At 40.8% G+C, this 26,732-nt stretch carries 21 protein-coding genes; 7 read left to right on the top strand and 14 right to left on the bottom strand.

Going from position 1 to position 26,732, the window contains the following annotated elements:
• Nucleotides 1-81: 81 nt before the first annotated feature.
• Complete coding sequence (gene argC, locus IQ274_RS14310) at nucleotides 82-1,074, bottom strand: N-acetyl-gamma-glutamyl-phosphate reductase (RefSeq protein ID WP_194142700.1); 993 nt, start codon at nucleotides 1,072-1,074, stop codon at nucleotides 82-84.
• A 269-nt stretch (nucleotides 1,075-1,343) separates the two neighbouring features.
• Between argC and IQ274_RS37355 the strand changes: the two genes are divergently transcribed.
• On the top strand, nucleotides 1,344-1,475 hold the full coding sequence (locus IQ274_RS37355) for a hypothetical protein (protein WP_265578544.1): 132 nt from the start codon (nucleotides 1,344-1,346) through the stop codon (nucleotides 1,473-1,475).
• A gap of 616 nt (nucleotides 1,476-2,091) precedes the next feature.
• Entirely contained in the window at nucleotides 2,092-3,378 is a 1,287-nt protein-coding gene (locus IQ274_RS14305) for an MFS transporter (RefSeq protein WP_163926892.1), read from the top strand.
• A 4-nt stretch (nucleotides 3,379-3,382) separates the two neighbouring features.
• On the opposite strand, the gene glpK is transcribed toward IQ274_RS14305, so the two are convergent.
• The 3 genes from glpK to IQ274_RS14290 form a co-directional block, all read right to left on the bottom strand.
• Nucleotides 3,383-4,897 carry a glycerol kinase GlpK gene (gene glpK / locus IQ274_RS14300; protein WP_194142645.1) on the bottom strand — a complete coding sequence of 505 codons (1,515 nt, stop codon included), beginning with the start codon at nucleotides 4,895-4,897 and terminating at the stop codon, nucleotides 3,383-3,385.
• A gap of 130 nt (nucleotides 4,898-5,027) precedes the next feature.
• Nucleotides 5,028-6,197, bottom strand: a complete 1,170-nt coding sequence (locus IQ274_RS14295; protein WP_194142644.1) for a helix-turn-helix domain-containing protein — start codon at nucleotides 6,195-6,197, stop codon at nucleotides 5,028-5,030.
• A gap of 950 nt (nucleotides 6,198-7,147) precedes the next feature.
• On the bottom strand, nucleotides 7,148-8,440 hold the full coding sequence (locus IQ274_RS14290) for a hypothetical protein (protein WP_194142643.1): 1,293 nt from the start codon (nucleotides 8,438-8,440) through the stop codon (nucleotides 7,148-7,150).
• A gap of 761 nt (nucleotides 8,441-9,201) precedes the next feature.
• Between IQ274_RS14290 and IQ274_RS14285 the strand changes: the two genes are divergently transcribed.
• Nucleotides 9,202-9,516 (top strand): hypothetical protein, encoded by a 315-nt coding sequence (locus IQ274_RS14285; protein WP_163926896.1) that lies wholly within the window; start codon nucleotides 9,202-9,204, stop codon nucleotides 9,514-9,516.
• Nucleotides 9,517-10,079: 563 nt separating this feature from the next.
• On the opposite strand, the gene egtC is transcribed toward IQ274_RS14285, so the two are convergent.
• Nucleotides 10,080-10,868: an ergothioneine biosynthesis protein EgtC gene (gene egtC, locus IQ274_RS14280; protein ID WP_194142642.1), complete on the bottom strand. Its 789-nt coding sequence runs from the start codon at nucleotides 10,866-10,868 to the stop codon at nucleotides 10,080-10,082.
• Here egtC and IQ274_RS14275 point away from each other — a divergent pair.
• Nucleotides 10,867-11,634 (top strand): DNA polymerase beta superfamily protein, encoded by a 768-nt coding sequence (locus IQ274_RS14275; protein ID WP_202985774.1) that lies wholly within the window; start codon nucleotides 10,867-10,869, stop codon nucleotides 11,632-11,634. The genes egtC and IQ274_RS14275 overlap by 2 nt on opposite strands.
• A 189-nt stretch (nucleotides 11,635-11,823) precedes the next feature.
• On the opposite strand, the gene IQ274_RS14270 is transcribed toward IQ274_RS14275, so the two are convergent.
• Together IQ274_RS14270 and IQ274_RS14265 are read right to left on the bottom strand one after the other, a co-directional pair.
• On the bottom strand, nucleotides 11,824-12,204 hold the full coding sequence (locus IQ274_RS14270; RefSeq protein WP_194142699.1) for a DUF423 domain-containing protein: 381 nt from the start codon (nucleotides 12,202-12,204) through the stop codon (nucleotides 11,824-11,826).
• A gap of 94 nt (nucleotides 12,205-12,298) precedes the next feature.
• On the bottom strand, nucleotides 12,299-12,787 hold the full coding sequence (locus IQ274_RS14265; RefSeq protein ID WP_114081027.1) for a hypothetical protein: 489 nt from the start codon (nucleotides 12,785-12,787) through the stop codon (nucleotides 12,299-12,301).
• Between the two features lie 198 nt (nucleotides 12,788-12,985).
• Here IQ274_RS14265 and IQ274_RS14260 point away from each other — a divergent pair, with 198 nt between their 5' ends.
• Nucleotides 12,986-13,642 carry a DUF1295 domain-containing protein gene (locus tag IQ274_RS14260; RefSeq protein WP_194142641.1) on the top strand — a complete coding sequence of 219 codons (657 nt, stop codon included), beginning with the start codon at nucleotides 12,986-12,988 and terminating at the stop codon, nucleotides 13,640-13,642.
• 171 nt (nucleotides 13,643-13,813) lie between these two features.
• On the opposite strand, the gene bchM is transcribed toward IQ274_RS14260, so the two are convergent.
• Nucleotides 13,814-14,500 carry a magnesium protoporphyrin IX methyltransferase gene (gene bchM / locus IQ274_RS14255; protein ID WP_163926899.1) on the bottom strand — a complete coding sequence of 229 codons (687 nt, stop codon included), beginning with the start codon at nucleotides 14,498-14,500 and terminating at the stop codon, nucleotides 13,814-13,816.
• A gap of 416 nt (nucleotides 14,501-14,916) precedes the next feature.
• Here bchM and IQ274_RS14250 point away from each other — a divergent pair, with 416 nt between their 5' ends.
• Complete coding sequence (locus tag IQ274_RS14250; protein WP_163926900.1) at nucleotides 14,917-16,998, top strand: cation:proton antiporter; 2,082 nt, start codon at nucleotides 14,917-14,919, stop codon at nucleotides 16,996-16,998.
• A 57-nt stretch (nucleotides 16,999-17,055) separates the two neighbouring features.
• Here the strand turns inward: IQ274_RS14250 and IQ274_RS14245 are convergent, their stop codons facing one another.
• Entirely contained in the window at nucleotides 17,056-18,021 is a 966-nt protein-coding gene (locus IQ274_RS14245; RefSeq protein WP_194142640.1) for a DUF4351 domain-containing protein, read from the bottom strand.
• 421 nt (nucleotides 18,022-18,442) lie between these two features.
• Here IQ274_RS14245 and sbcC point away from each other — a divergent pair, with 421 nt between their 5' ends.
• Nucleotides 18,443-21,469, top strand: a complete 3,027-nt coding sequence (gene sbcC, locus IQ274_RS14240; protein WP_194142639.1) for an exonuclease subunit SbcC — start codon at nucleotides 18,443-18,445, stop codon at nucleotides 21,467-21,469.
• Here sbcC and IQ274_RS14235 read toward each other — a convergent pair.
• The 5 genes from IQ274_RS14235 to IQ274_RS14215 all read right to left on the bottom strand — a co-directional run bounded on the left by IQ274_RS14235 (nucleotide 21,466) and on the right by IQ274_RS14215 (nucleotide 26,651).
• Nucleotides 21,466-22,947 carry a peptidoglycan-binding protein gene (locus tag IQ274_RS14235; RefSeq protein WP_322745235.1) on the bottom strand — a complete coding sequence of 494 codons (1,482 nt, stop codon included), beginning with the start codon at nucleotides 22,945-22,947 and terminating at the stop codon, nucleotides 21,466-21,468. The two genes, sbcC and IQ274_RS14235, sit on opposite strands and share 4 nt — an antisense overlap.
• 194 nt (nucleotides 22,948-23,141) lie before the next feature.
• A complete protein-coding gene (locus tag IQ274_RS14230; RefSeq protein ID WP_194142638.1) occupies nucleotides 23,142-23,690 on the bottom strand; it encodes an SH3 domain-containing protein in 549 nt (182 codons plus the stop codon).
• A 119-nt stretch (nucleotides 23,691-23,809) separates the two neighbouring features.
• Nucleotides 23,810-25,321: an AAA family ATPase gene (locus IQ274_RS14225; protein ID WP_194142637.1), complete on the bottom strand. Its 1,512-nt coding sequence runs from the start codon at nucleotides 25,319-25,321 to the stop codon at nucleotides 23,810-23,812.
• Between the two features lie 240 nt (nucleotides 25,322-25,561).
• A complete protein-coding gene (locus IQ274_RS14220; protein ID WP_194142636.1) occupies nucleotides 25,562-25,870 on the bottom strand; it encodes a hypothetical protein in 309 nt (102 codons plus the stop codon).
• A gap of 259 nt (nucleotides 25,871-26,129) precedes the next feature.
• On the bottom strand, nucleotides 26,130-26,651 hold the full coding sequence (locus IQ274_RS14215) for a YceD family protein (protein WP_194142635.1): 522 nt from the start codon (nucleotides 26,649-26,651) through the stop codon (nucleotides 26,130-26,132).
• Nucleotides 26,652-26,732: the final 81 nt, after the last annotated feature.

Here is a 26,732-nt window from a genome sequence, read left to right as displayed (position 1 = left end):
AGAGGCAGAGGGGAAAACTAATTTCCCTGCTCCCTTGCTTCTTCCCAATTCCCAATTCCCAATTCCCAATTCCCAATTTTTTTATAACAATCCCAATTCTTCTGGAAAGCCCAGCATGATGTTTAGGTTTTGGATTGCAGATCCTGATGCGCCTTTGCCCAAGTTGTCGAGACGAGCAACTAGCAATGCTTCTTTGGTGGTGTCATTGGCGAATACAAAAACCTGAACAATATTAGTGCCGTTCACTGCGTAGGCGTAGCCCGTCGTAGACATCGCATCCAAAAATATTCCGTCTCGCAGCAGAGTAGAATCTTGGAATGGAGCAACCTGCACAAATTTTTCACCTTGGTAGTAATCAGCGATCGCTTCATAGATTACCTCACCTGATGGTGGATTATCCAAAGTTCCTAACGGCAAAGGCACTTGAACTAGCATCCCTTGCTCAAAATCCCCTACTGAAGGTACAAATAGTGGCGGCGATGCTAACCCTGAATAATAATGCATTTCCTTGACATGCTTATGTCCAAACTGCAAACCGTAGATTCCATAAGGATATAGTGACTCGCCCCCGGCTTGCTGTTCATGGAAGGTATGGTATTGTTTGATAAGATTCTTTCCGCCACCAGAGTAACCTGATACTGCATTCACGGTGATGGGAAAATTACTTTTTAAAAGTCCCTTAGCAATCAACGGACGGATACAGGCTAAAAATCCTGTGGGATAACAGCCTGGATTGCTGACAAACTGAGCGCTGGCGATTTTCTCTCGCTGTCCTGGATTGAGTTCGGGGAACCCATATATCCAGCCATTAGCTGTCCGATGGGCACTACTAGCATCAAGGATTTTAACCGTAGTACTACTTACTAAGCTAACAGCTTCGCGGGCTGCATCATCAGGTAGGCAGAGAATAACAACATCGACGGCATTAATTAGTTTAGCTCGCTCACTTGCATCTTTACGTTTAGATGCCTCAATGCTAACTAACTCGATATCATCCCGTTGATTGAGACGTGAATAAATTTGTAAGCCTGTGGTTCCTGATTCGCCATCAATGAAAATCTTAGGTTTAGTAATCATGCGGGGAGTATCCTTAGATGTCAGTAGTATTTTAAAACAGCTATCAGTTATCAAAGTTCAAGATGGGAATTTACACCCCAAATCAAACTTACCACGCAATAGTTCTGGGGAACTCTGACTCGCAACTGTTTACTCTGCACCTTCTGAAGGATCTTCAAAAAGGCTTTAAATATCTCTTGTCCTATGCGGAAAACGGATGGTTTCAACCCTTTAATTTATAAGGTGGTAAAAAATTAGATAATTACCGACTGAAAAACTCCGCAGACTTGGCATTAACAAGTCACGCTTTCTTCCCCTACTTGGGCTTTACACCAGTATTTTATCGCTTTCTATCTTCTGCGATCGCACGTATGAATACCACCTCAACTTGGCGTATTCTTCATCTTCACCAGGAATAATTCCCAAAAGCCTTCTTTATGCAAGGCTTTCAGCTTACCAAGCTTGCTATTCAACGCTTTGACGAGCTGTTTCCAAGTTCTACTTTGTCCTGATCTTACTGCTAAATACACCTGGAGAATACCTGACTTATTCTTGCTATCTCTCAGTACAATCGCGGTTTACAGTATTTGTTCCAAATTGTTGGAGTGTAAATTGCCAAAAACCTTGCAGATTCATAATTTGAGATTTTTTACAAAAATATTTTCCAATTGATGATTTAAGTGCGGCATCTGGGAACAATCTATGGAACTCAGATTTTTGTTCGGTACTTAGCACTTACTAAGCGCTTAAGAAAAGAACATAAACCTGTTTAAAATACTGTCCCAGTTTACCAAAATAACCCGTGAGTAAAAAACTAGAAACCTTAAAAGTATTTATTCTATTTTAGAGAAACAATAACCGAAAGAATCTAAATTAAAACAGTAATAAATAACACAGGTATTTGTCGCTCTTTCAACTGAGAGATAGATTTTTCATAGCTTTATTTTCCCAATTTTTAACATTCTAAATGCGGATTTTTCAAGCCGGATTTTGGTATGGAATAAAAACTTACCTACACTTGCAGTATCTATAAAAATGCCTAACTCTAAAATTCAAAAAGACCTTCGTCATAACTTAACGGTCAATGTTGTTGAAAGTGCATTTTTTGGTTTAGGAGCTGGTTTTGCCTCTTATATCACGATTATTCCTCTATTTGTTAGTGGTTTAACCAATTCTGCATTGCTCATTGGTCTGATCCCAGCTATTCCGCGTTTAGGTTGGCAACTACCTCAGCTATTAACAGCTGATAGAATAGCTCGATTACAGTATTACAAACCAACTGTAATGTGGTTGACAATTCACCAGAAACTTCCTTTTTTAGGATTAGCACTGGTTGCTTTGTTAGAGCTACAACTCAATCACCAAACTATCTTATATTTGACATTCGCCATCCTCATTTGGCAGGGACTAGGTAGCGGATTTAGCGCTCCTGCTTGGCAAAGTATGGTTGCTAAAATTGTTCCATCGGGAAGGCTTGGCATTTTTTACGGTGCTTTAGCTGCGGCTGCTAATCTAATGAGTATTATTGGTGCTTTGAGTGCTGGTTTACTGCTCAAGCAAATTGCCCAGCCATTTAACTTTGTTCTCTGTTTTTTGTGTGCCAGCCTTGCGATGGCTCTATCTTGGTTTTTTATGTCTAGGACGCGAGAGCCAGTAAACAAATCATTATCGACTATTGAAACTAGACGTGAATTTTGGGCCAGTCTTAATGTGATTCTCCGGTGCGATAAGAATTTCCGTTACTTTGTGGTCGCACGTATGCTTTCACAATTAGCCTTAATGCCACTTCCCTTCTATACCCTCTATGCCGTACACCATCAAGGTATGGGAGAAGCATCTATTGGATTAATTACTGGCGTGCTGATGGGAACGCAAACTATTGCTGGATTGGTTTTGGGTTGGGTAGGCGATCGCTGGGGTAACAAGTTGGTCTTGGAAGTTGGTTCTGTTGTTTGTGCTTTCAGTTCGGTTCTAGCTGGGCTAGCAACAAATATAAACTGTTTTTACTTGGTATTTATAGGAGCGGGAATAGGTATGAGCGCTCTGCAAAATATTGCTGCGGTAATGACCTTAGAGTTTGGTAATCAGCGTCAACGACCAGCCTATATTGGTCTTGGTAATACCCTTGTTGCCCCTGCCACAATGCTTGCTCCCCTTTTAGGTGGATGGATAGTGGATAATATTGACTATAGAACTGCCTTCTTGGTGGCAGCTATAGGTGGATTAGTTACAGCACTAGTTTTGCACCTAGGAGTGCGCGATCCACGTTATCTGGAACAAAATTTTAGTAACCATTCAGTTGAAGTTTTGCCTGAGCAGTAAGCATTTACTCCTCCCAAGCCAGAGTGCGTTTCACTGCTTTTTGCCAAGTATCAAAGTTAGATAATGGCCTATCGCTCCTCGGTTCAAACACACGCTCAATTTGCCGTTGCTGCACCAGCGCTTCGTAGCTCTCCCAAAATTCTATAGCTAAACCTGCTGCAAATGCTGCACCCTGAACGGTCGTATCGCGCATTATCGGACGTTCAACTGGAATACCTAATACATCAGCCTGAAATTGCATCAAAAAATTATTTTCGCAAGCACCACCATCTACGGTTAATCGACCAACTGGAGTACTGCTAGATGAATTAATTGCCTGTACTACTTCCAAAACTTGATACGCGATCGCTTCCAACACGGCGCGTACTAGATGCTCTGGTTGGACACTGGCGGTAATGCCGAAAAAGGCTCCCCTAGCACTCATATCCCAATATGGTGCGCCCAGTCCACTAAATGCAGGCACAAAGTAGACTCCGCCATTATCTGTCACCTGATTTGCCATCGTTTCACTTTCAGCAGCAGTTTTAATCAGCTTGAGGCGATCGCGCAACCATTGAATACAAGCTCCGCTAGTAAACATACTACCTTCTAAGGCATAGCCTATATCCAATGCTCCATTTGGATTTGATTGTGTCCATGCCACCGTAGAAATAAGTTGATGGTGCGAGCGCACAATTCGAGCGCCTGTGTGAGCTACCAAAAAGCTACCAGTTCCGTAAGTACATTTCATCAAACCGGGACGATCGCAACCATGACCAAATAGAGCTGCTTGTTGATCCCCCAAGATCGCAGTAATCGGAATTTCAGCACCCAACAAAGCCGCATCAGTAACTCCAAATACTCCTAAACTAGGCTGAATCTGGGGCAAAATATGAGCCGGAATTTGAAACAGATTTAGTAAATTCTCATCCCAATCACAGGTTTTGAGATTCATCAACATTGTCCGGCTAGCGTTGCTGTGGTCAGTAGCATGGACTTTTCCACCTGTGAGATTCCACAGCACCCAGGTATCAATAGTACCTGCTAAAACATTGTTTAGGTCAACATCCGTAAACTTATCTAATAGCCACCTAAGTTTGGTAGCAGAGAAATAGGCATCAATGATTAATCCAGTGCGATCGTAAATTTCATCAGCATAGCCTTGCTCTTTTAACTCGTGACAAAGAGGAGCAGTGCGACGATCTTGCCAAACGATCGCTCTATGGAGTGGTTGACCAGTAGTTTTGTCCCAAATCAAGCAGGTTTCACGCTGTACAGTTAGTCCCAATGCTGCGATCGTTGATGGAACAATCTGAGCATTCTCAATTGCCTTTTTTATTACCCAACACGTATCTTCCCAGATTTGTTGAGCATCGTGTTCTAACCATCCGGGCTGAGGATAATACTGAGTTAATTCTTTGTATGCCTGCCCAACAATCTTGCCATCTGCGTTAAACACAAAAGCGCGGTTGCCTGTTGTACCTAAGTCTAGTGCTAAGATGTATTCCGATGATAGAGTTGTGTTGCCAAGTGTGTGCATAGCTGCTTTGACATACTGCGTAGGCGTAGCCCAACCTAGGCATAGTGATTTTAGAAATGCGTATTAAATCACATATACATTATTTTGTGTACATTTAGGTCATCTTTTCTCACCAGATACCCATCTGTAATTAATGGAAATCTTTCAAGATGATGTGTTTTTTTGAGTCAAAACTGATAATACCTTCTTCTTGTAATTTACCCATCAATCGTGTAATTGTTACCCTGGTAGTACAACAGGCGCTAGCAATATCTTCGTGAGTAAAGCGAACACTTAGGCGAGTTCCCTCCGACACAGTTTCACCCACTTCTCGTTTCAAAAGTTCTAATAGATAGTGCAAGCGCTCTTGTACTCTTCGCCTTCCAGAAATAGCTAAAAAAGATTCTGTTTGCCGTAACCTCTGATTGATTTTTGGTAAAAGCGTATGGCTCAGATTTGGAGAAGCCTCTATCTCTGCCGCGTAAATTGATACCAACTTAACATCAGATAAGGCTGTTGCTTGGTAGATATTTAAAGAAGTCAAACTAGAGCCAAAAACCATTCCTGCTGTTGCCAATCCTATCAACACTTCTTCACCCGTTTCACAGTAAGTACTGAGTTTGACCAAACCCAGAGAAACATACCAAATTACTAGTGGATTGAGGGGAATAGTTTCTCCTTTAGAATATTTATGCACTTGACCATCGTTAAACAAGTTGTCGTCATTCTTGACTGTTCCTGATTCTAAATACTGACGGTCACTAATATTACGCACCATCCAGCGCAGAGAGATTGCCTTACCTTGCTGATTGCGGACAACTGTTACTGTCAAAGCTGCATCAAAGGACTCACCATGACGTTTTTGCAAGCTTACCAATAACTCTTCAACTCTGTCTGATTCAGATAATTGGATGAGTTCGCACCGAACCTGTTGACGTTCTCCTAGAGAAACAAAGTTCATCATTGGTTTACCCACCAAAAAATGCTTTGAAACATTGAGTAACCTCGCTGCGGTATGGTTAGCTTCTTGAATGATTCCTTCTGTATTAGTCACTAAATAGCCGTCCGGCGCAAACTCGAATAAATCTTGGTAGTGTTGGCGTTCTGCTTCTAGCCTATTTCGTGTTTCTAATAGTTCCTCATTTTGCTGATACAGTTCTTGTGCCGCTAACTGTACTATCTTTAAGGTGTTATAGAGTTCCTTTAAAGCTTGCGGCAGTAGATCCGGTGGAATCCAAGGTAATACACTAGCAGTTTGGTATAAATCTGCTAAACGCTTGTGTAATATTTCTGTACGTTGGATAAATTTTTCTATGTTCACCTTAAATTGCCGCTACTTGTTTGCAGAGGTTGAGCAAAAAAAATCTACTAGGTAAGAAATTATGGAGTGTCTATTAATACTTATAGATGCTTGAATACTTTATTACATCAAGCCTACGGTATTTTGATAGTTATTACGTCTACCTTTGGTCGGACAATTCGGTAAAATCAGCCAATAGGAGCGCCTAACTTGCTGAACTAAGATTAGGCTCATTTATAACCAAACTAATAAACCAGTAAAAATTGTGACTAGTAGACAAACTTAGATAAGACAGCATAACCAGAAAAAACCCGTTCTCAAGCTGAATTTCTCGCTATTGTTTAAGCCACTTTGTCATTCCCCCAATGAATGATTTAGTATTAATGATAATTATTTTCAATATTAGCTAGAATAACTCATAATATTTTCCCTAACTTCCATCACAAGAATCAAGCCACCACCACCAAAGACATATAATCTAAGTTAAGTTTATTTGTGCTTATGAATACATTTATTGGTAACAAATTTCACAACAAGATTTCCAACTTCTGTAAAAAGTAGGGAATCAAAGTCTTTCGCTCTTAAAATCAATTATGGAATTCTCTAGCATAGGCAAAGGAAAACTGAAGTTTGCTAGTCATATAAAATACCAAACGGAATTCTAATTACTGGATTCTGTTTGGTAAATTAAAAATAGACGTATAGGAAATCACATAACAACTTAACAATTATCCGCCTCTTTAGTTAGAGGATAAATGAAGCAGTCAGCTGATGTAATTTAACAATGCGTAACAGCTAATCAACGCGCAAGTTATAAGGAGTGATGGGTGAGGTGTCAATACTATAAAATCTCGTCACTCCCTTTTATTTGCTTCAATTTACAGCGCTTTTCAAGTAATTGAACTGCACTGTCCTATTCTCAACTCCTCGTCTCAGTTGTGGTGTAAATACCTAAAATCTGCTGTATTAACTTAACGGATGCCATCATTATCAATAGCGCTGTAGCTATCGCTGGGGAAAAGCCCTAACCAGGGGTCAAAACTAGGAGTTAAAAATAGTTGGGCGTATACTTGCTCATTTAGGGCTTCCACACTGCTTGTTTGCTTTCCTTGCATAAACCATTGATGAATTTGGCTGTGTAGCATATATTCATTTCTGACTGTATCTAAAGCCATTGTGGTTTCAAATTTTTTCACTATGATCGGCAAATTATCTTCTTTCGTGTTGACAGGCTGAGACTTTTTAGCTCTGATCAAAGAGATGCTATTTTGATCTAGCTTGACATCAGCGGCATAGAGTTGAGCGATTTTGTTCCAAACTTCCTGGTCGGTAATTTCAGCTAAAGCATTTTGATTCCGTTCAGCATCAGACTGAAAAGCACTCAGCATTGGCGTTTCAACTCTCATCTTAGAAACTGCTAAAGAACTTGCTCTTTCTGCTGTAGGTGGCTGACTGGGATTGCTCGGAACTTTCACCAACTTAGGGGGAGACTGGATACCCAGGCGGGATAAATCTGCAACCCATTGGGCTTGGATAGAGTTTAAACGATCGCTGTGGTATTTTCTTAAAAAAGCCCCGCGATCGCTTTTTGCAAGTTTACTATAATCTTTTACCGCTACTTCAGCCTGCTGTAACTGACGTAAAAATTCTCTGGGACTATATAATCCTGGAATTGCGTCGATTGGACGACCCGATGCATCTAATATATAGTGAATGCTATTACCTGTAATAGTCCGTTCCAACTTGCGTCCGTCGCCAAAATCAATCGTTACTTTAGGTACAGGGCGCACCGATTGCCAGTGCAAGATAAAGTGGTCTTGAAGGAGCTTAGAAATTTCACCATTCGGATACAGCGCTACCCTGAAAAACCTACTATTGGCACAACTCAAATCCTGATCCAGTCTGCCCAGCAAACGCAGAGATAAAATAGGTTTACCACTAGTTCTAGCAGCAGCTTTGGCTTGTTCTATGTCAGTGTACCAGTACAGGCGAGAGGCATAACAATCTCGTTGTTGACAGAGTTCGTCTAAAGCTACCCGGAGTGCAGAAGAAGGTAGAACTGCATCTGAAGAATTAATATCTAGCGTATTCCTATGAGATTTGAGAAATAGTTGTAACCCGCTTGGACCTTGTTTCCGAAGTACTGAAACTTCTTGAGATAACTTGGAGATTTCAGCTACAGGAGTTTGAGCATCAGCTGTCTGCAAAAGACTGAAGCTGGCTAGCATGAGTGCGAAAGGATATTTGAAGATTTTAAATTCCATATATTTCCAGAAAAATAGGGGCGTGGGTATCGTTATTCCTAACTAGAGAAGTCTAGTCTAACTTGTAAGAATCTCCAGATGCTCTGAAAGTTTCAGGTGGGATAGTAAAGCTTAAAATCTCAACAGCTCAAAAAATTATCACTTGATTGCTGGCTGGTTCCTCTGATACGAGCGGGATGCGGCTTTAGGATGTATGGAGATAAACGAATAGTATCTATTACTGAACGTATACACGTATTTATTTACAGAAGCTACTTCATAAAGCTCAGGTTTTATTAAAAGTTCATATACTTTCTGCTTTAGTTACTTAAATATGCGAGTTAAGAGTTGATTTCTTATAAACTAGCTTTATTAAAAAATCAGTAGTATTCCTCTTTTAGTAATAGGTCAAATACAACTAAAGTATAAATGGTTGTGCTGGCTTAGTTGATGAACAAAAACGTCAGCTATTTCAGGTGTATATATTTTATATCTCTCTAACAGACTGATTCAGCAGTCTTGAAATAGCCATTCTCTTTTTATTAAAGGGAAATTTACATCACCCTTAATTTATAGGGATTTGACTCGGTACGCTTAAGCTTTTTCAGATAATTAATTTACTAGTAAGTGCTAGTATTCATTCACTTATGAAACCCGAAAATCAGGTTCCATAGGGCAACATTGCCATGATTTACATCCTATAGCTACGGTTTATTTCTAACTAGGAGCAAGCACAACTTCTTGAAAATTTGAATATTTACCAACCCATTTTGCAAATCTCCATGCAACAATATTTTTCTCATTTACTCATACTGGCATTAGGAACAACTTCGACTTTGATAATTACTCCATGTCAAGGTCAAACTCCGGTAAAGCCCAACAATCAAAATACTGAGAATATTAGTTCCCTATCTTCAAATTCACCTTCGGCTATTCCATTGAGTGATTCTGCTAATTCTACTAATAACAAACCAACTATCCTCTCTGAGGTAAGCAATAACTCTTCTGCTGCGAATGCAAATATAGCTGCAACGAAGCCAAAGCCACGGCTTCCTATATTCAGCAGAATTTTTCCCACACCTTCGATGCAGCAATAATCAACGGCTAATATTCACAGGAAGTTCAAATTTATTGAGTGAAAATATGACCCCAGCAACAAAGGTTCTAATTGTTCTCTTTTGCTGGGGTGAGAAAAATATCATCCATAGCAGTTCTCGTTTGTATGCAATATATCCTGACTTCACTTCCATTTCCCTCTTTTAAAAAAAGAGAAGATTTGAGTGTTATCCCTCAACACAACAAGGTTGGGGCTAGGGTCTATATTGAACTTAACTGAGAACCGCTATATATGTTAGGCATACCCTGACTTCCTTGATGCTTGCATTTGACAAAGCAATAAACCAAACCATTGATTTTGATCTGTTTATATTTGAAGAGGTAATAAACCTTTTACAGTCAGTTACTCCTTGATAGTATCAAGGTCAAATTTGCGGGAAATTTCGGTGAGGATAGTCTCACCTAGTGCAGAATTCACCTTCAAATGAAGAATAATCCCCCTAATAGCTGATTCATGCTACTTTCCAACATATCTGCACACGCATCAATCAGCCGGTATTGCATGGATAGCCTCGATAAGGTTTGAAAAATAGCTTCTTTTATACTAAATTTGCTCGATTTGGATCTCACAATCTGCTCCCGCAGTAATTATGCTATTTTCTGGAAAAGCATTCCAGTTACCTATAAATAGAGGTTCAGACGCAATAATTAGAGAATTTGAAAAAGTCGGATCGTCTCTAATCCAATAAAGAGATGGAGCCGGAGAACTTGTGGCAAATCGAGAAGCTATCAGGCGATGTCCGTCACTAAAGATTACATTGATTGAGGCTTCTACTTGATAGCGCTTTGCCATCTCTAATAGTGTTAATAATGTAGTACGTAAAGCATACTCTAGAGGCCGATGTTTGTTAATTTGACTTTGTGAAAGTAACAATGCAAAAATGTGTTCAGAGTCAGTATTACCATTAATTTTTTCGTAAAAATCTTGAGTTAAAGTGCTGCGGATTTTTCTGTGTAATGTTTTGTGGAAATTTTCAATCCTTCCATTGTGAATAAATAGCTGTTGTTGATGTTTAAAGGGCTGACAATTAGCAAAATCTACAGCTTGTTCGGATGTAGCACTGCGGACATAAGCAAGCACACACTTGGATTCAACATAACGGCTGAGACTGGGTAAGTTTATGTCATTCCAAATAGGTAGGGTATTTTTGTAGGTAAATGGTTCGATATCTTTTTGGCTATGATACCAACCCACACCAAAACCATCTGCATTTACTACCCCAGAAGTCATTTCGCGGGGTTTATAACTCTGAACTATGAGTGAGTGTTCTGGTTTATACAAAAGATACTCTAAAGAAACAGGCGAACCAAGGTAAGCAAGTAAACGGCACATGATGAATATTCCACCTTCTATTAACACAATTATTGGGCAACAGCCTTACCCGCTTTTATTCGCCATCATTAGTGGTTCCCACTTATATGGTTTTCCGTCACCTGATTCTGATTATGACTTGCGTGGGGTGCATATTTTACCAGTTGAAAAAGTTGTAGGATTAGAAACTGGGAATGAAACTATTGAAGTTTCAGAAATTCGCGAAGCTTTAGAAATTGATTTAGTAACTCATGATGTCAAAAAATTCTTTTTAATGCTGCTTAAAAAAAATGGCTACGTATTAGAACAACTATACTCACCTTTGGTATTGAAAAATTTACCCGAATATGATGAATTAAAATTTATTGCCAAAGGTTGTATTACCCGTCACCATTATTACCATTATATTGGTTTTGCAGCAACACAATGGAAACTTTTTGAAAATGAACACACGTATCGGTTAAAGCCTTTACTTTATGTTTATCGAGTTTTATTGACAGGGATTTATTTGATGCAAACAGGTATAGTTGAAGCTAATCTCATGAAATTAAATGAGGTTTTCAATTTACCATATATTCATGATTTAATTGTCCAAAAGCTAGCAGGGAAAGAAAAGTCTGTTGTGTCAAATGTTAATGTAGATTTTCATCAAATAGAATATGAACGTTTACGTAATAAGTTACAGGAAGCATACGAATCTAGCCTATTACCTGAAGTACCTTCAGCAAATGCGGCTTTACATAATTTGCTAGTACGCCTGAGAACTAATGTAAAACTACGGAAATAAGTTTTATTTGTAAATCTTATTTAAAAATATTCTTCTTGCTTTCAAGACTTCCAACTAAAAAAATATCCAATTTGTAGGATGCGTTAGATAGAACGAGGTAATACACTGCGATATGTGAACTAAAAGCACCCTACAAATATCGGATAATTTATTTTTTGGTATTCCCTTAACTATTAATTTCTAACTTTTTTACAACTTAAAATTCCAAGCAGCAAAAGCTAAGGTACCCCAACCAGCGAGAAAGGCTGCCCCGCCTAGTGGTGCGATCGCTCCCAAGGACTTAATACCAGTTAAGCTAATGGCATACAAGCTACCTGAGAAAATAGCAATGCCAGCGAGAAACAGCCATCCACTAGCGATGAGAGTGGGTTGAGGGGACTCAGTGCGACTAATTAGTATTGCTACTAGAAAAAGTGCCAGAGCATGATACATTTGGTAACGAGCGCCAGTTTCAAAAATTTCTAGCGATCGCTCACTAATTTTTTCCCGCAAGGCATGGGAAGCAAAAGCACCAGCAGCAACTGACAAACCGCCTAAAATGGCAGCTATGCTCAAAAAAATCTGCGTCATTAGACCTAGCCGTAAGTTGGTAAAATAGTCATTGGTCATTAGTCATTGGTAAATAACAAAGGACAAATAACAAAGGACTATTGACAAATGACAATTAGACATCAAAATGATATGATACTGCCCCTTCTTCGTTCACCTTAAAGTTTGCATTGAATTCTTTAGCTTTTTCGTCTAAATACTGCCTAGCATGGGCTGCGGGTAGTTGTGACTTCATTGCGAAGCCTAAAACAGTTACACGCCCATGATTTTCTTGTAGCATCCCATAAAAAATCGATTGCAGGCGATCGCTAACTTGTTGATTAAGGGCCTTTTTTTCTTGCCGACTTTGACGATATAATCCCAATGCTAACCATGTGCCCAATGTTAGGCTGGGAACACCAAAAATTAGACGTTCTACCGCAGTATTATCAATTACAGGGGTATCTGTTGGTGCTACGAACTCAATCGAGCCATCCCAGGATAAGGGTAGGGTGATTGATTTTTCCATAGTCGTTTTATTAAATACCTCTGCTGCTGATAGCATTACAAACATAAATCCAAATGTCAGTAGCCAACCGGCAGCCAATTTTTCAGCAGTTTTCATAGTTCCACTTCAAATTTGAACTTTGCTAGCGATTTTAACCTGACTTTCGTAAAGGTTCCAATATTTGAACCTCACACAACTCAAAATCGCGTGATTCTTGCTTCAACGATCTTCGCTTAAATTGCTCGCTTGTCTTACAAACTCTCTACAGATGTATTTAGCATAATAAGTAATGAAGAGCTTTTATTTCAATAACTTATGCAGAACACTGTCAACGCTGAAAACTCTGGAATAACCGTATTAAAAGCCATTAATTTGGCAAAAGTCATTACAATTATTTCTTTGATTGGTTTTGCTATCGTTTTCGGTATCCAAGACTGGCGACAGGTTATTTATATGTGTCTACATATTAGCTACTGTCTGTGGTGGTTGCTGGAACAATGGTTGTTTCCAGAACGACAAAAGATATTCAATGAGCCATCTGGGGTAGTAACTCTCATTTTTACAGTATTAATTGTAGGATTTTTTTATGTCTTACCTGGATACTTAGCATTTATCAATCCTGTTCCCTTATCAATGGCAACAGCGGCTATTGCACTTTTACTCTACATTTTTGGTAGTCTGATCAATGCCACTGCTGATGTCCAAAAGCTCACCGCTAAACAGTTTCAAGCTGGACTAGTACGTGATAATATTTGGCGTTTTTCTCGCAATATCAATTATTTTGCAGATTTGCTGCGGTACTTAAGTTTTAGCGTTGTAGCTGGCTCCTTTTGGGCTTATTTAGTGCCGGGATACATTTTTATCTTCTATCTTTGGCGTATATCTCAAAAAGAACAGGCAATGTCTGTCAAGTATCCAGAGTATGCAGAGTATCAACAATCTAGTTCTCGTTTGATTCCATTTATTTGGTAAGATACAGGATAAATTTTGCCTTTATTACTTAAATATGGCTATGCGATCGCTATAATAACTGTTTATGCTTCCAATCAGAGCGATCGCTGTACTAGAATACTTACCAGTGTTAAGCCTTCAGATTTTTAAATCGCAGCAAAGGTATAATTTGATCTTGCTGCGATCCCAAACTTAGTTGCGTGTAGCTTCAAGTAGGCGAGAAAAATAGAAGCGAGTCTTCGTCATCGCCTTTCTTTGCAATGAAAAGCCATTACTTTCCAAGATTCTCACCACATCAGCTTCACGATGCAAATATGCCCGAGTCGCTTTACTTGGCCCAGGAAAGAAACTGCCAATTTTCTTGAGTATAGTCAGGGCACAGGTCTTTGGCGCAAAACTGAGAATTATCCGTGACTGTGCTAAAGAACAGAGATGAGATATCATCTCATCGGCTTTTTCTTGGGGATAGTGAATGAGAACATCCAAGCAAATAACGGTATGGTAACTACCGCTCAACGATTCCAAGTCCTGCACAGCAAAAGTGGGATTTTCCTCATTTCCCAAGGTAAGCTTTGCTCTATCCTTGCCTTCTTCTACCATTTTTTCAGAGATATCGGTGGCATAGACTTTGGCACCATCTACCGCTAAAGGGATGCTGAGACTACCGACACCACACCCAGCATCGCAGATTGATAGCTCTGGTAAATTGTTATCAGCCTTTAACCAGCCGATAACTGTATCTACGGTTTGCTGGTGTCCATTGCGAATGTCTAATTGAACTTTGTTGACTTCGCCATCGCCGTAGATTCGCTTCCAACGGTCAAACCCTGTGGAATTGAAATACTCACGAACAATCGTTTTATCGTCGGCTGCGTTCATAAACTCTGATTTTTAGGGGTTCCCAATGCTTAAAATTATCATTGATAGGAACTCATAAGTACGGTCTTCCAGATTTTTCTAGATATGGCACATAGAAGTAGGGACACAAATATGTGCGCCTCTAGTCATTTTAACGAGAACTGCTATTTTTAAGTAAATATCAGCGTTTTATGACTTTTTGGTACTATTTACTAGTATTTAAACATTTAATCTTTTTTTTACTATAAATTCCATTATTATTTAAACCTGTAGATGGAAACAACCCCTTCTTTAGGTAGAGTCGTGATTGCGATCGCAACATTTATGCTGTTAACGATTTAGCTTTTTGTAACCAATAAAACTGAATCATAGACAAGTTTTAAGTAAATTTTCTTAGAGCTATTGTATGTTTTCTATTTAATCTTAATTATTTAGACATGGCACTGAACTCGTTAACAGACAGTCCTATCGTTGCATTTACGATTCTCCTAACAGTAATCTTTACTGTACCCCCTATATTTGAGCGACTAAGACTACCTGGATTAGTGGGGTTGTTAGTCGCAGGTATATTATTAGGACAAAATGGACTAAAGTTATTAAACCCTGAGTCTGAAACTATCAATCTGCTCTCGGAGATCGGCAAACTTTATTTGATGTTCGTGGCAGGTTTAGAAATTGACTTAGAGCAGTTTCGTAAAACTAGAAATCGCTCAATTGGGTTTGGCATTTTAACATTTTTAGTTCCACTTCTTGCTGGCATTGCTACAGGAAGATTATTCAATTTTGGTTGGAATGCCTCCTTCCTCATTGGTTCTTTACTGGCTTCTCATACTCTCTTAGCATATCCAATTGTAAGTCGTCTGGGAGTGGTCACGAATGAAGCTGTAACCGTCACGATTGGTGCCACAATTTTTACTGACACAGGTGCTTTGCTAGTATTAGCGATTTGTGTTGGAATTCATGGAGGGCAATTCTCCGCCATGAGTTTAGCGATTTTATTGGGTGGATTAGCAATTTACACTGCTGTTGTCCTGTTTGGCTTTGACTGGGCAGGAAAAGAGTTTTTTCGCCGCTCTGGGGATGAACAAAGTAACCAGTTTTTGTTTATATTACTAGCATTATTTTTGGCATCTGTCGGAGCGCAGGTAATTGGAGTTGAAAAAATTGTTGGTGCGTTTTTAGCAGGTTTAGCTGTCAACGACGTTCTGGGGCGTAGCCCAGTCAAAGAAAAAATCGAGTTTATTGGTAGTGTTTTATTTATCCCTTGTTTCTTCGTGGACATGGGATTATTGATCAATATCCCTGCATTTATCAAAACCCTCAGTTCAATTTGGCTGACTCTGGTAATTGTAATAGCTTTGATTGGCAGCAAATTTATAGCAGCATTCTTAGCCAAATTGTTGTATCGCTACAACACGGCGGAATTGCTAACGATGTGGTCATTGTCACTACCACAGGTAGCAGCCACACTAGCAGCAACGTTGGTTGCTTATCAAACTGTAAATCCTGCTGGTGAACGCTTAATCAGTGAAGCTGTCTTAAACAGTGTGATTGTCCTCATGCTGGTGACTGCTATTTTAGGCCCAGTGATCACATCACGATTTGCTCCTTCCCTACAGCTTTCTCAGACAGATTTTGAAACAGATAGTTTGACAACTTGGTGGCAAAATAATGAAGATGAGCAAGTAGAAAAAAATCAGTATCCATTTACTGTAGTAGTGCCAATATACAACCCTCAAACCCAGCGCTATCTAATAGAAATGGCAGCACTACTGGCTAGTCATGAATCTGGAAAAATTGTGCCATTGGCTATTACTAGAGCGCATATTCAGATGGATGATCCGCAATTAGTAACAGCACTCGACCAAAGTCGAGAAAGATTGAATTTAGCTAAAGAAATTAGTCAAGAATTTGAGGTAGAAGTATCGCCAGCAATTCGGATTGATGATGATGCAGCGTTGGGAATTAGCCGTGCCAGTCGAGAACAAAATGCTAGCTTAGTAGTCATGGGCTGGTCGCGGACAACAGGTTTGCGTGCCCGCTTATTTGGTAGTGTAATTGATAGCGTTTTCTGGTCTTCTCACTGTCCAGTAGCAGTAACACGCCTTTTGAGCAGTCCTAAAACAATCCAAAGAATTCTTGTACCAGTTGGAGACTTAACACGCCAAACCATCGGTGCTTTACGGTTAGCCCAAATTTTGGCTGATGTTAATCAGGCTGAAGTTGTGCTGTTACACGTATGCGATCGCAAAACACCTCAGACTCGAGTAGAAAACTTTGTATCTCAATTGTCTGATATTACCTCTAAAAGCCAATTAGAGGTGAATACAAATATCCAAACAATCAGGGGTGATGATGTTGCTAGAGTGATAATTCGGGAGGCTCAGGCGTTTGATTTAGCGGTGTTGCGTTCCGTTCGTTATCGCACAGCCGGCGGATTAGCCGTCAGCGAAGTGACAACGCAGTTAATTCGAGAATTGAAATGCTCAATTGTATTGTTGGGAGAACCTCACTCGTGATGTGGGGAGTAGTGTGGGCTACTTTTCATAAATCAATGAAAGGTGCGATCGCATGCACTAAACTGTTTGATGAGCTTGTAGCCAATTAAGCAAATCAGCGATCGCACTAAAATCTAACAAAGCCTCACCTAGTGCTTCCAACTGTTCTAGAGAAAGACTTTGAATTCGTTCCCGAACTTCGTCGGGTAACTCTCCTACCCGTTTTTGTAGCTGTCGTAAGACAAGTGCTTGCTCACCTTCCTGTTTTCCTTCTTCCTTTCCTCGCTCGTAGCCAATGCGCTCGCCTGTAGTGATGTAACTCATGGTACGCTCCTGCTCGAATAACTTAAATTCTTGCCAAAATTCTGCTTCTAACGCTTTTGGTAAAATCATAACCCAATCGATAAAACGATAGAGGTTGCGAATATCCCTTTCTTGCAGCCCTTGTTCATATAATCGCCGAATTAAGCTAAATTTCCAATTTTTCCGTTCTCCTGGCTGTTTACTAGTTTGCTGGGTTGTCAAATGTGCCATTACCACCGTTGCAAACGGATTATCGCTATTCTCTAACTCTGTCCATTGTTGTTGATAATCCAGCAGTTTGATAGTTCCAAATCTAAAATTCAGACCACAATCGGGATAATTGTAACTGTATTGATTTGGTCTCCAAGTAGGGTCAGCATCACACAAAATTGCTAGGCTAATGGCTGGTTGAGCAAATTTGTCAAAAATTCGCAGGTTGTAAGAAAACATCCTTTGAGCAAAGGCATCTTCCGATTTGGCCTGAACTTCGACATGAATCAACAGCCAAATTTCTTCTCCTTGAATTTGCCAGACTTTGACTAACTTATCTGCATATCTTCTACCAAGTTCAGCGTCCCGTGCTATTTGTTGAAATTCCTTATCGAGAAACTCATGGGGACGTTCCCAATTAATTAATGCTGCTGTTTGGGGGAAGAAAAACTGCATTGCTTGGGGAAAGTATGCTTCTAAGATTTCTTTCCACGGCGAATCATTATCGGCTCTTTCTCGTTCCTCGATCATCAGTTGATTGGTAAATTCATGTTCTTAATAGTAAGGTGTGAGCAGCCAATATTTTCAGGCAGGTTAGAAGTTCGGCTTTGGCATACATTCCCTTTAGCTTGTAAATCAGTCAAAAGAGACTTGATGCTTAAAATTGTTTTTGGTGCGATCGCTCATAGTCTTTCGAAAATTCGCCACAGTTCTTATAATTTTTTCACCGCAGACGACAGAAAGAAATAACGATCGCTCTCCACGGAAGTTTCATTTTTCTCCGAAAATAGCAAAAATTTTTCATCCAACAAGAGAAATTTGCTCATCTTATTATTAATTTTTGTAAAATTGATGTCTTCAAGACTAGAAACCTGATATCTAGATAGCTAAACTAACAAACAGTGCATCTGTACTGTTAACTATTAAAAGTAGATGTGGCGCTATAGCGTGAATGATCCCAGTACAACTTATCCTCAAAAACTTTCTTAGTTACCGTGATGCAACTTTAGATTTTCGTGGTTTGCATACGGCTTGTATTTCGGGTTCCAATGGTGCGGGTAAATCTTCGCTTCTGGAAGCAATCACTTGGGCAATTTGGGGTGAAAGCCGCGCCACTGCTGAAGATGATGTTATCTATTCTGGGGCGAAAGAAGTTCGGGTTGATTTTACTTTTCAAAGCAACCAGCAAAAATATCGCGTGATTCGTACCCGAATTCGGGGAGGTACTAGCGTCCTCGAATTTCAAATAGAAATACCATCTGGGTTTCGCTCACTCACTTGTAAAGGGGTAAGAGCAACACAGGATTTGATTTTAGAACACATCAAGCTCGATTACGATACATTTATTAATTCTGCTTACTTACGTCAAGGCCGTGCAGATGAGTTCATGCTCAAACGCCCGACGGAACGCAAAGAAATTTTAGCGGAGTTGTTGAAGCTCAATCAGTACGATGATTTGGAAGAACGGGCAAAGGAATCTTCTCGTCAGTTCAAAGCCAGGGCAGTAGAGTTAGAGCGTTCTTTGGAGTCGATAAAAGTTCAGTTGCAACAACGCGAGACAACTCAAGCGCAAAGAGTAGAGTTAGAAGCCGAACTCAACCAACTGCAACAGGTGCAAGCTTTTGATAATATTCAATTGCAAAGTTTGCAAGTTGTCCAGCACCAGCGCCAAAATTGGGAACAACAACTTAATTTTGTAAAGCAGCAATACCAAAATCTTACCCAAGATTGCGATCGCCTTCAACAAGAACAATCAGCTATAGGCTCTCAGCTATCAGATTTAGAAAAAATATTACACCAAGAAGCTGAGATTAAAGCTGGATACGCCCAATATCAAAGTCTCCAATCTCAAGAAGAAGCCTTTGCTACCAAATTTGAAGAATACACCCGCGCCCAACAGACTCGCCAACAAAAGCAACAACAGCTTACTAAACAAATTCACGAAATCGAACGGCAACTGCAACAAGCCCAAGCCCAAATCGAAGCTTTGCAGCAACAAGAGCGAGATATTCAGCAAACTCTGACTAAATCAGGTGAAGTAGAAGCTGCTTTGTCACAACTAACCGCAGCCCGTCACCATGTTGCGCGTTTAGATCAACTGCAAATGCAAGTTACTCCCTTGTTGCAACAACGAGCAACTTTGCAAAGCCAACTCGATCGCACTCATGCTGGTTTAGTAGCGCGACTCGAACAACTCCAAAGTACTGAGAACCAATTGCAACGCCAGCACCGCCGCCAACCGCAACTGCAACAAGCGGTGATGGATGTGGCAATTCAGATTGAGGAACTGGAGAAAAAGCGGGTTTATCTGCAACGAGTGCAAGAAAAAGGGCAAGAAAGGCGGCACTTTATTGAACGTCTGCAAGCTCACCAACGCGACTATGAAAAACTGCTGGGAGAATTAGAGCAAAAATTACAAATGCTCCAAAATCCTGAAGCACTTTGTCCATTATGCGAACGTCCGCTGGATGAACATCATTGGAGCCGGGTAGTGGAAAAAACCCAGGCTGAGATAGAGGATACTCAAGGGCAGTTTTGGGTAGTCAGAGAACAAATGGCTGTATCTGATCGAGAAATTCAGGTACTTAGGCAGGAATATCGCGAAATTTCCCAACAGTTAGCAGGCTACGATGGTTTACGCGAACAACGGGGACAATTGGCAGCCCAGTTAGAAGCTACAACTGATGTCCAACAACAGTTACAACAAATTGCTGCTGAAAAACAACATTTAGAGCGATCACTCCAAGTTGGTGATTACGCTCCTGATAAACAAGCCGAACTCCGGCAGCTAGACCAATATCTCCAACAAGTTAATTATAATGAGCAAGACCACGCCCTCGCCCGGAGCGAAGTTGAGCGGTGGCGCTGGGCAGAAATTAAACAAGGGCAGATTAAAGATGCGATTAAGCGACAAGCGCAACTATTAGCCCGAAAACCAGAATTACAATCCCAAATTGCTCAATTACAAGTCAGAATCCAGCAAGATCAGACTGATTCAGAATGTGCTAAACAAATCGCGGCTCTTGAGCGCCATATTACTGAAATTGGCTACAGTTCCGAGCAGCACAACAATCTGCGTATAGCTGTTCGCAAAGCTCAATCTTGGCATTTGCAGTATCAACAACTGCTGTCAGCCCAGCAGCAGTATCCCCAACTCCAGATAAGATTGCAAGAGTTAGAGGACTCCAGAAGCGCCAGAGTAACGGAACGGCAAAAACTTGGCGGACAAATCGAAAGCATTATCCAGCAATTACAAGCAACAGCTAACCCATCTGCCCAAATTCAAGCTTTAGAGCAGCAGTTAGCAATCCGCAGACGGCAACTCGATGAACAAATAGCAAAGTTGGGGCGTTTAGAACAGCTGGCGCATCAACTGGAAACGCTGCAAATCCAGTATGAACAACAGCAGCAGCAACTACAATCTTGCAAGCAGGAATACCGTGTTTATCAGGAATTAGCGCAAGCTTTTGGTAAAAATGGTATCCAAGCACTGATGATTGAGAATGTGTTACCACAACTAGAAGCCGAAACAAATCAACTGCTTTCGCGCCTGAGTGGTAATCAGTTTCATGTACAATTTATTACTCAAAAAGCTGGACGCAGTGCTAAATCAACCAAGAAAAATGCCAAGCTGATAGACACCTTAGATATTTTAATCGCCGATTCTAGAGGAACACGAGCTTATGAAACTTACTCTGGTGGAGAAGCTTTTAGAATTAACTTTGCCATCCGTTTAGCCCTGGCAAAATTATTAGCGCAACGGGCGGGGGCAGCTTTGCAATTGTTGATTGTGGATGAAGGTTTTGGTACACAGGATGCCGAAGGATGCGATCGCTTGATTGCAGCGATTAATGCGATCGCCTCCGATTTTGCCTGCATCCTTACTGTCACCCACATGCCCCACCTCAAAGAAGCTTTCCAAGCCAGGATTGAAGTGAATAAAACTCAAGAAGGTTCACAGTTGAGTTTGTCAATTTAATTGAATTTTACCCGTGCATCCAGACCATAGGAGCGAAGCATTTTCGTTAGGGTTTCGGCTTGTGCGCGATCGCTAAATGCTCCAGCATTCACATAATCCCCTAGATGGGATTGCTCTGTCACCGCATTGGGTATATATTGTTGCACCTTACTCAGGGTATCGTTATTCGAAATAGGCACTATTACTCTGTAAGGATTACTAGCAACTAATGTGTTGCCATTAGTCCCAGGTACAGCATAGGCAGTGGCAGGAGGTAATACATAGCGATTATTTTCAGATGTAGCATAGCCAGTATTAACAGGTACTAGATAGCGAGTTTCAGGTAATACAGAGCCATTAGCCTCAGTATAATTGCCCCCAGTTGAGCTATCCAACCCTAATGCTTGCCAAGTTTGCCAATCTACATTTCCAGTAACATTAAGTCGAGAATATTGCTGGAATGAAATTACAGATGCTCTAGTGTAATCACTGAAAAATCCATCAGGATTGGTATTAGAGAAACCCAACTGCGATAAACGCTCTTGAACTAATGCGACATTATCTCCGCGATCGCCTAGAGTCAGATAATCTCTGCTCGGTTGTTGAGTAATAGATCCACCAGTTGAGACTCTACGCACTGCATCTAAAACTTGAGCATTGGCAATGCCATCAACCGGAAGACGATAATTTCGCTGGAATTTGATCACAGCATCTCTAGTCATTGGGCCAATCTTCCCAGTAGGACTAGTATTAAAATAACCTAGCTGCTGCAAGCGCCCTTGTAGTTCTCTCACTTGTTGAGTAGAAAGACTCGACGATCTAGACGATCTAGCTTGGGTTGGAGAGGAACCTAGTAGTGCATTCCAAGTTTGTCGATTCACAATCCCGTTCGCAGCTATGCGATAATTTCGCTGGAATTTGATCACAGCATCTCTAGTCATTGGGCCAAATTTTCCAGTGGCATTAGCATTCAAGTAGCCTAACTGCCGCAGACGCTGTTGTAGCCTTGTTACGGCTGCACCAGTTTTGCCTTGAGAGAGAACAGGATATTGGCCACTTGACCGCGATGCACTACTAGTATTCCTACCTGTAGTTCTACTTTGACATGCTCTTTGTAATGCTTGTTGCGTATTAATACCTACAACCCCATCAGCAGGTATTCTGTTCGCTTGCTGAAATTTAATGACAGCGTTTTGAGTCAGACTAGCAAACTTACCACTCACTGGGCCGTTAAAGTAGCCTAACTTTTTTAAACACCTCTGGCTACTGGTAACTTCTGGCCCATTACTTCCGATTTTTTGGAGTGCGAAAGCTTGCCCTGCGATACTCAGAAGCCCCGTAATTATTGCCGCAGACAAAAGACGCATCGCTGCACCGCTAGATAACTTTTTCCAATTCAAAAATTTGAAATTAGCTACGGTAGGAACAACCTTGACGCTTTCGGATGCCTCATAGACTGAGGCAAGCTTGGTTAAATAGCTATCTACCCCTGTTTTCACTTGCTTTTTTTCAAGTTATGACCATACAAGATTATACTGCTTTCTCTGTGTCATGTTTGTTATTTGTATGATTCTTTACAAGTAATTTTTCAGAAGAAACAGGAGGTAGGGGAACTGCTCTGAACAAGGGAGAAACAAGGGAGAAAAATTAAAAGAGCCATCACGGTTTCAGAGCAACAAAATTTATAGAATTTTTATTGCTCTGGTTTTTGTGTATCTTCTGGTTTTTCAGGCTTTTGTTCATCAACTTTTTCAGTATTACCTGCTTTCACCCAACCTTCTTGTTCGCTATCTTCCAAACGGATCTTTTGCCAACCTTTATCCTCGCTTTCTTCCAAAATAATAATTTTTTGATTAAAAGCAACCCCACCAATTTTTTCAGCCTCTAGATTTGGTTGCGATCGCAAACTCAAGCCTTCAGCCCAACTAACACGCCCTCGGTAAGCTCCCGATGGCAATGCTTTTGGTGATGGGGTAGCCTTTGGTGATGCTGTGGGAGTGGGGCTTGAGCTTGGAGATGGTTTAGTAGATGTCCCAGGTGTCAGGCTGGGTTTAGCTCCTCCAAGCTCAGTTCCTTTTGGAGCTTGGGCTTTCACTGAGGGACTATCGTTGGAATAAACAGGTTTGGCAGGGGGTATGCCGGTGCGATTCATAAAATAGAGTGCAATTGCAGCGCCGCCACCTATTAGCACAGCGATCGCTAAGAAAATCCCAAGTATAAATTTTGTTAAGCCAGACAACATAGTTAAAACCCGATCGCCAGTGGTAAATAGTCAATAGTCAATAGTAATTCATGATTCACTGTTGACTATTGACTCAGCAATTATTAACTGATCAATTATTGTAGCTACTGTTGAAGGGTTCACGTAGTGCGCCGGAGGCGTTCGCTTAAAGGATTATGTTTCGATGCTAAACGCGCTCTCCCAGCCGCCGCCCATTCTTGAAGTTGCTGAATTTGCTCAACAGCAGTTCGCGCCAAGGGGATGATCTGACTCGCGGCTTCTAAAATATCGTCAGTAGCAAAGTCGCGATTTTGGCTAAATCCAATATGCATCGCTTCAATTAAAGTTTGCTCAATCTCTGCCCCAGAAAAATCAGGCGTTTCATAAGCTAACCTTTCGATGTCATAACTTTTCAAGTTATGGGGGCGCAATCGGGATAAATGAACATCATAAATTGCTTTTCTCTCTTCTTGGGTGGGCAATCCCACAAAGAAAATTTCATCAAAACGCCCTTTACGCAGCATTTCCGGCGGTAGGGCTTGGATATCGTTGGCAGTGGCGACGACAAAAACGGGTGAGCTTTTTTCGGCTAGCCAGTTAATAAAAGTACCAAACACACGGCTGGCTGTTCCGGCATCACCTTTGCTACCAATTCCAGCAAAGGCTTTATCTATTTCATCAATCCACAAAATACAGGGCGCTAAGGCTTCAGCTACTTGGATCATTTGCCGAGTTCGAGATTCTGATTCACCCACCAAACCACCAAATAACCTTCCCACATCCAGACGTAGCAAGGGTAAATGCCAGTGATGAGCGATCGCTTTTGCCGTTAACGATTTACCAGTTCCCTGAATACCCACCAACATTAAACCACGGGGGTGCGGTAATCCGTACTGTCGGGCCTTATCAGTAAATGAGCCTCCTCGACGGATCAGCCAGTCTTTCAAGTTATCCAGTCCACCGATATCAGAAATTTGCTCAGTAGCGGGGTAGAAATCCAGGATTTGGGTTTGGCGGATAGTTTGACGCTTTTCTTCCAAAACCAGATCCACGTCTTCTGGTTGCAATTCGCCGTGGGTAGCGATCGCCTTTGCTAAAACCCGACGAATCCGTTCCATCGAAAGCCCTTGACAAGAACGCACCAAGTCATCTAAAACTTGGCCAGAAAGTGAGTTACCAGTACTTTGTAGTAAGCGTTCTACCTCAGTTTTAATTTCTGGGGCAGCGGGTAAGGGAAACTCGACGACTGTCAGAACTTCGGTTAAATCGTCAGGGATGGCGATGCGCGGCGACAGTAGAACAATATTTTTTGGTTGCGACTTGAGGAGTCGGGCGAGGTTGCGGAGTTTACGAGCGATCGCTACATCATCTAAAAAGCGATGATAATCTCGGAGAATCAATACCGCAGGTGCGGAAGCTGGTAATTTTTCGATAAATTCTAAAGCTTGCAACGGGTTACGTCGCCCAAACCCCACATCATTGGGGTTTCCCTGGTAGCCATCGACAAAATCCCAGGTATACACTGGGCGATTACCCTGGTTAGTTGCTTCTTCCCGGATAGCTGCTTCTACCCGCTCCTCCTCATAAGTGGGAATATAAATTAAAGGGTAGCGGGCGCGTAGCAGCAGTTTAAACTCTTCACGGAAGTTCATATTTTGCTGTTGTGATTAGTTCTTCTTTCATTGTTCAGCTTTGTATCGCTTATAACAACTAAAAACTAATAACAAGAATTCTAGGCTACTATCCACAAGTTTACAGAGTTGTCGGTGCGATCACTCTGTTTTGATAGCATGATCTAAATTATTAGGTGGTTGATACAATTTAATTGTGGCACTTCTGTATTTGTCCTTGCCAAAAACTTTTCTCAAATTGGATTGAACTTGAAATTTTTCTCAATAGTCTGGCTTTACAAGAGTGAAATTTGGAATTCGCTTTAAAATTTTTTCTGGCGATAAATTAAAAGAAAGAGCCTGAGCTTGATCGGGAATGCTCACTCTAGAAATATGTATTCCTTGTAAACAAAACGGGCACCATATTACCATGTAGCCTATCTTTGTTTGCAAATCACCAACATATTGAAAATCAACTCCTAGCTGATAACAATTTGGACAAGCTAATGCGGTTGAATTGGGCAAGAAATTATTAATATCACTGACTAAATACATCCATTTTAGAAAAAGACTCTTTCTTTTTTGACTCATGGTTGCAGCGCAAGTTGATATAAATTAAGCTTACATAAACTAATTTAGATACTTTTGTAATAGTGTGGCAAGACTAAGATGATGAATTAAAAATTTTGGGAAAATCCAGTTTAAAATATAATTTAATTTTTCTCTTAACACCATTTTTGTCTTGCAGCGCCATTAGGAGCGTTAGGTACTATAGACACATATTTTTTGTACAAAATAGTTAATTGCGCCGTAACGCACCAAATGGCACTTTAAAAAAGTTAAATTCCAGCTACGATCCCGGAAGTTGCTTTTTCAAAGCTTCCAGAGAAGCCCAACGGTTATCAACTGGAGTTTCAGGACTATCAGAACTATCAACAGTATTACTTACAGGAATACCTGGACAATTGCGATCGCATAACTGTCGCTGAGGTACTGCCAAACACATCTGCTCATACAGCCATTCGTTGGGATAAAAATGACCATCGGGTGGCAGGGTTTCAAGCAACTCTTCCATAATCACTTCCCTTTCTAGGGGCAAGTCATTTACTTGATTTGCAGCTTCGTCTAACCAGATGATTTCTTTGGTATCAAGCCCTAAGCGGCGATTGTATTGCTGCAAGCAGCGATTGCAGGTACAAGTAATAATTGTTTCTGCCTGAGCGGACACTTCCAGGTAAGTGCCATGATGCTGCACGCGCACATGACCGCGAACTGGTGTTAACGTTTCCAGACCAGGCAGAAATTCCTCAACTTGAACTTCCTCTGTCCGCTCCGGGGCTTTAGTTAGCTGCGGAATATAAATTGCGTCCATAGGATTTGTGAGACATCCTCACGAAAATTAATGGTCATTACCAGCAATAATACTGATACTACATTTTTATTTTAGCTTTTA

Origin of the sequence: Nostoc sp. LEGE 12447 (genome assembly GCF_015206985.1) — a bacterium.
Classification (GTDB): domain Bacteria; phylum Cyanobacteriota; class Cyanobacteriia; order Cyanobacteriales; family Nostocaceae; genus Nostoc.
The sequence above is the reverse complement of the archived record's forward strand: the minus strand, read 5'-3'. Positions and strand labels throughout refer to the sequence as shown.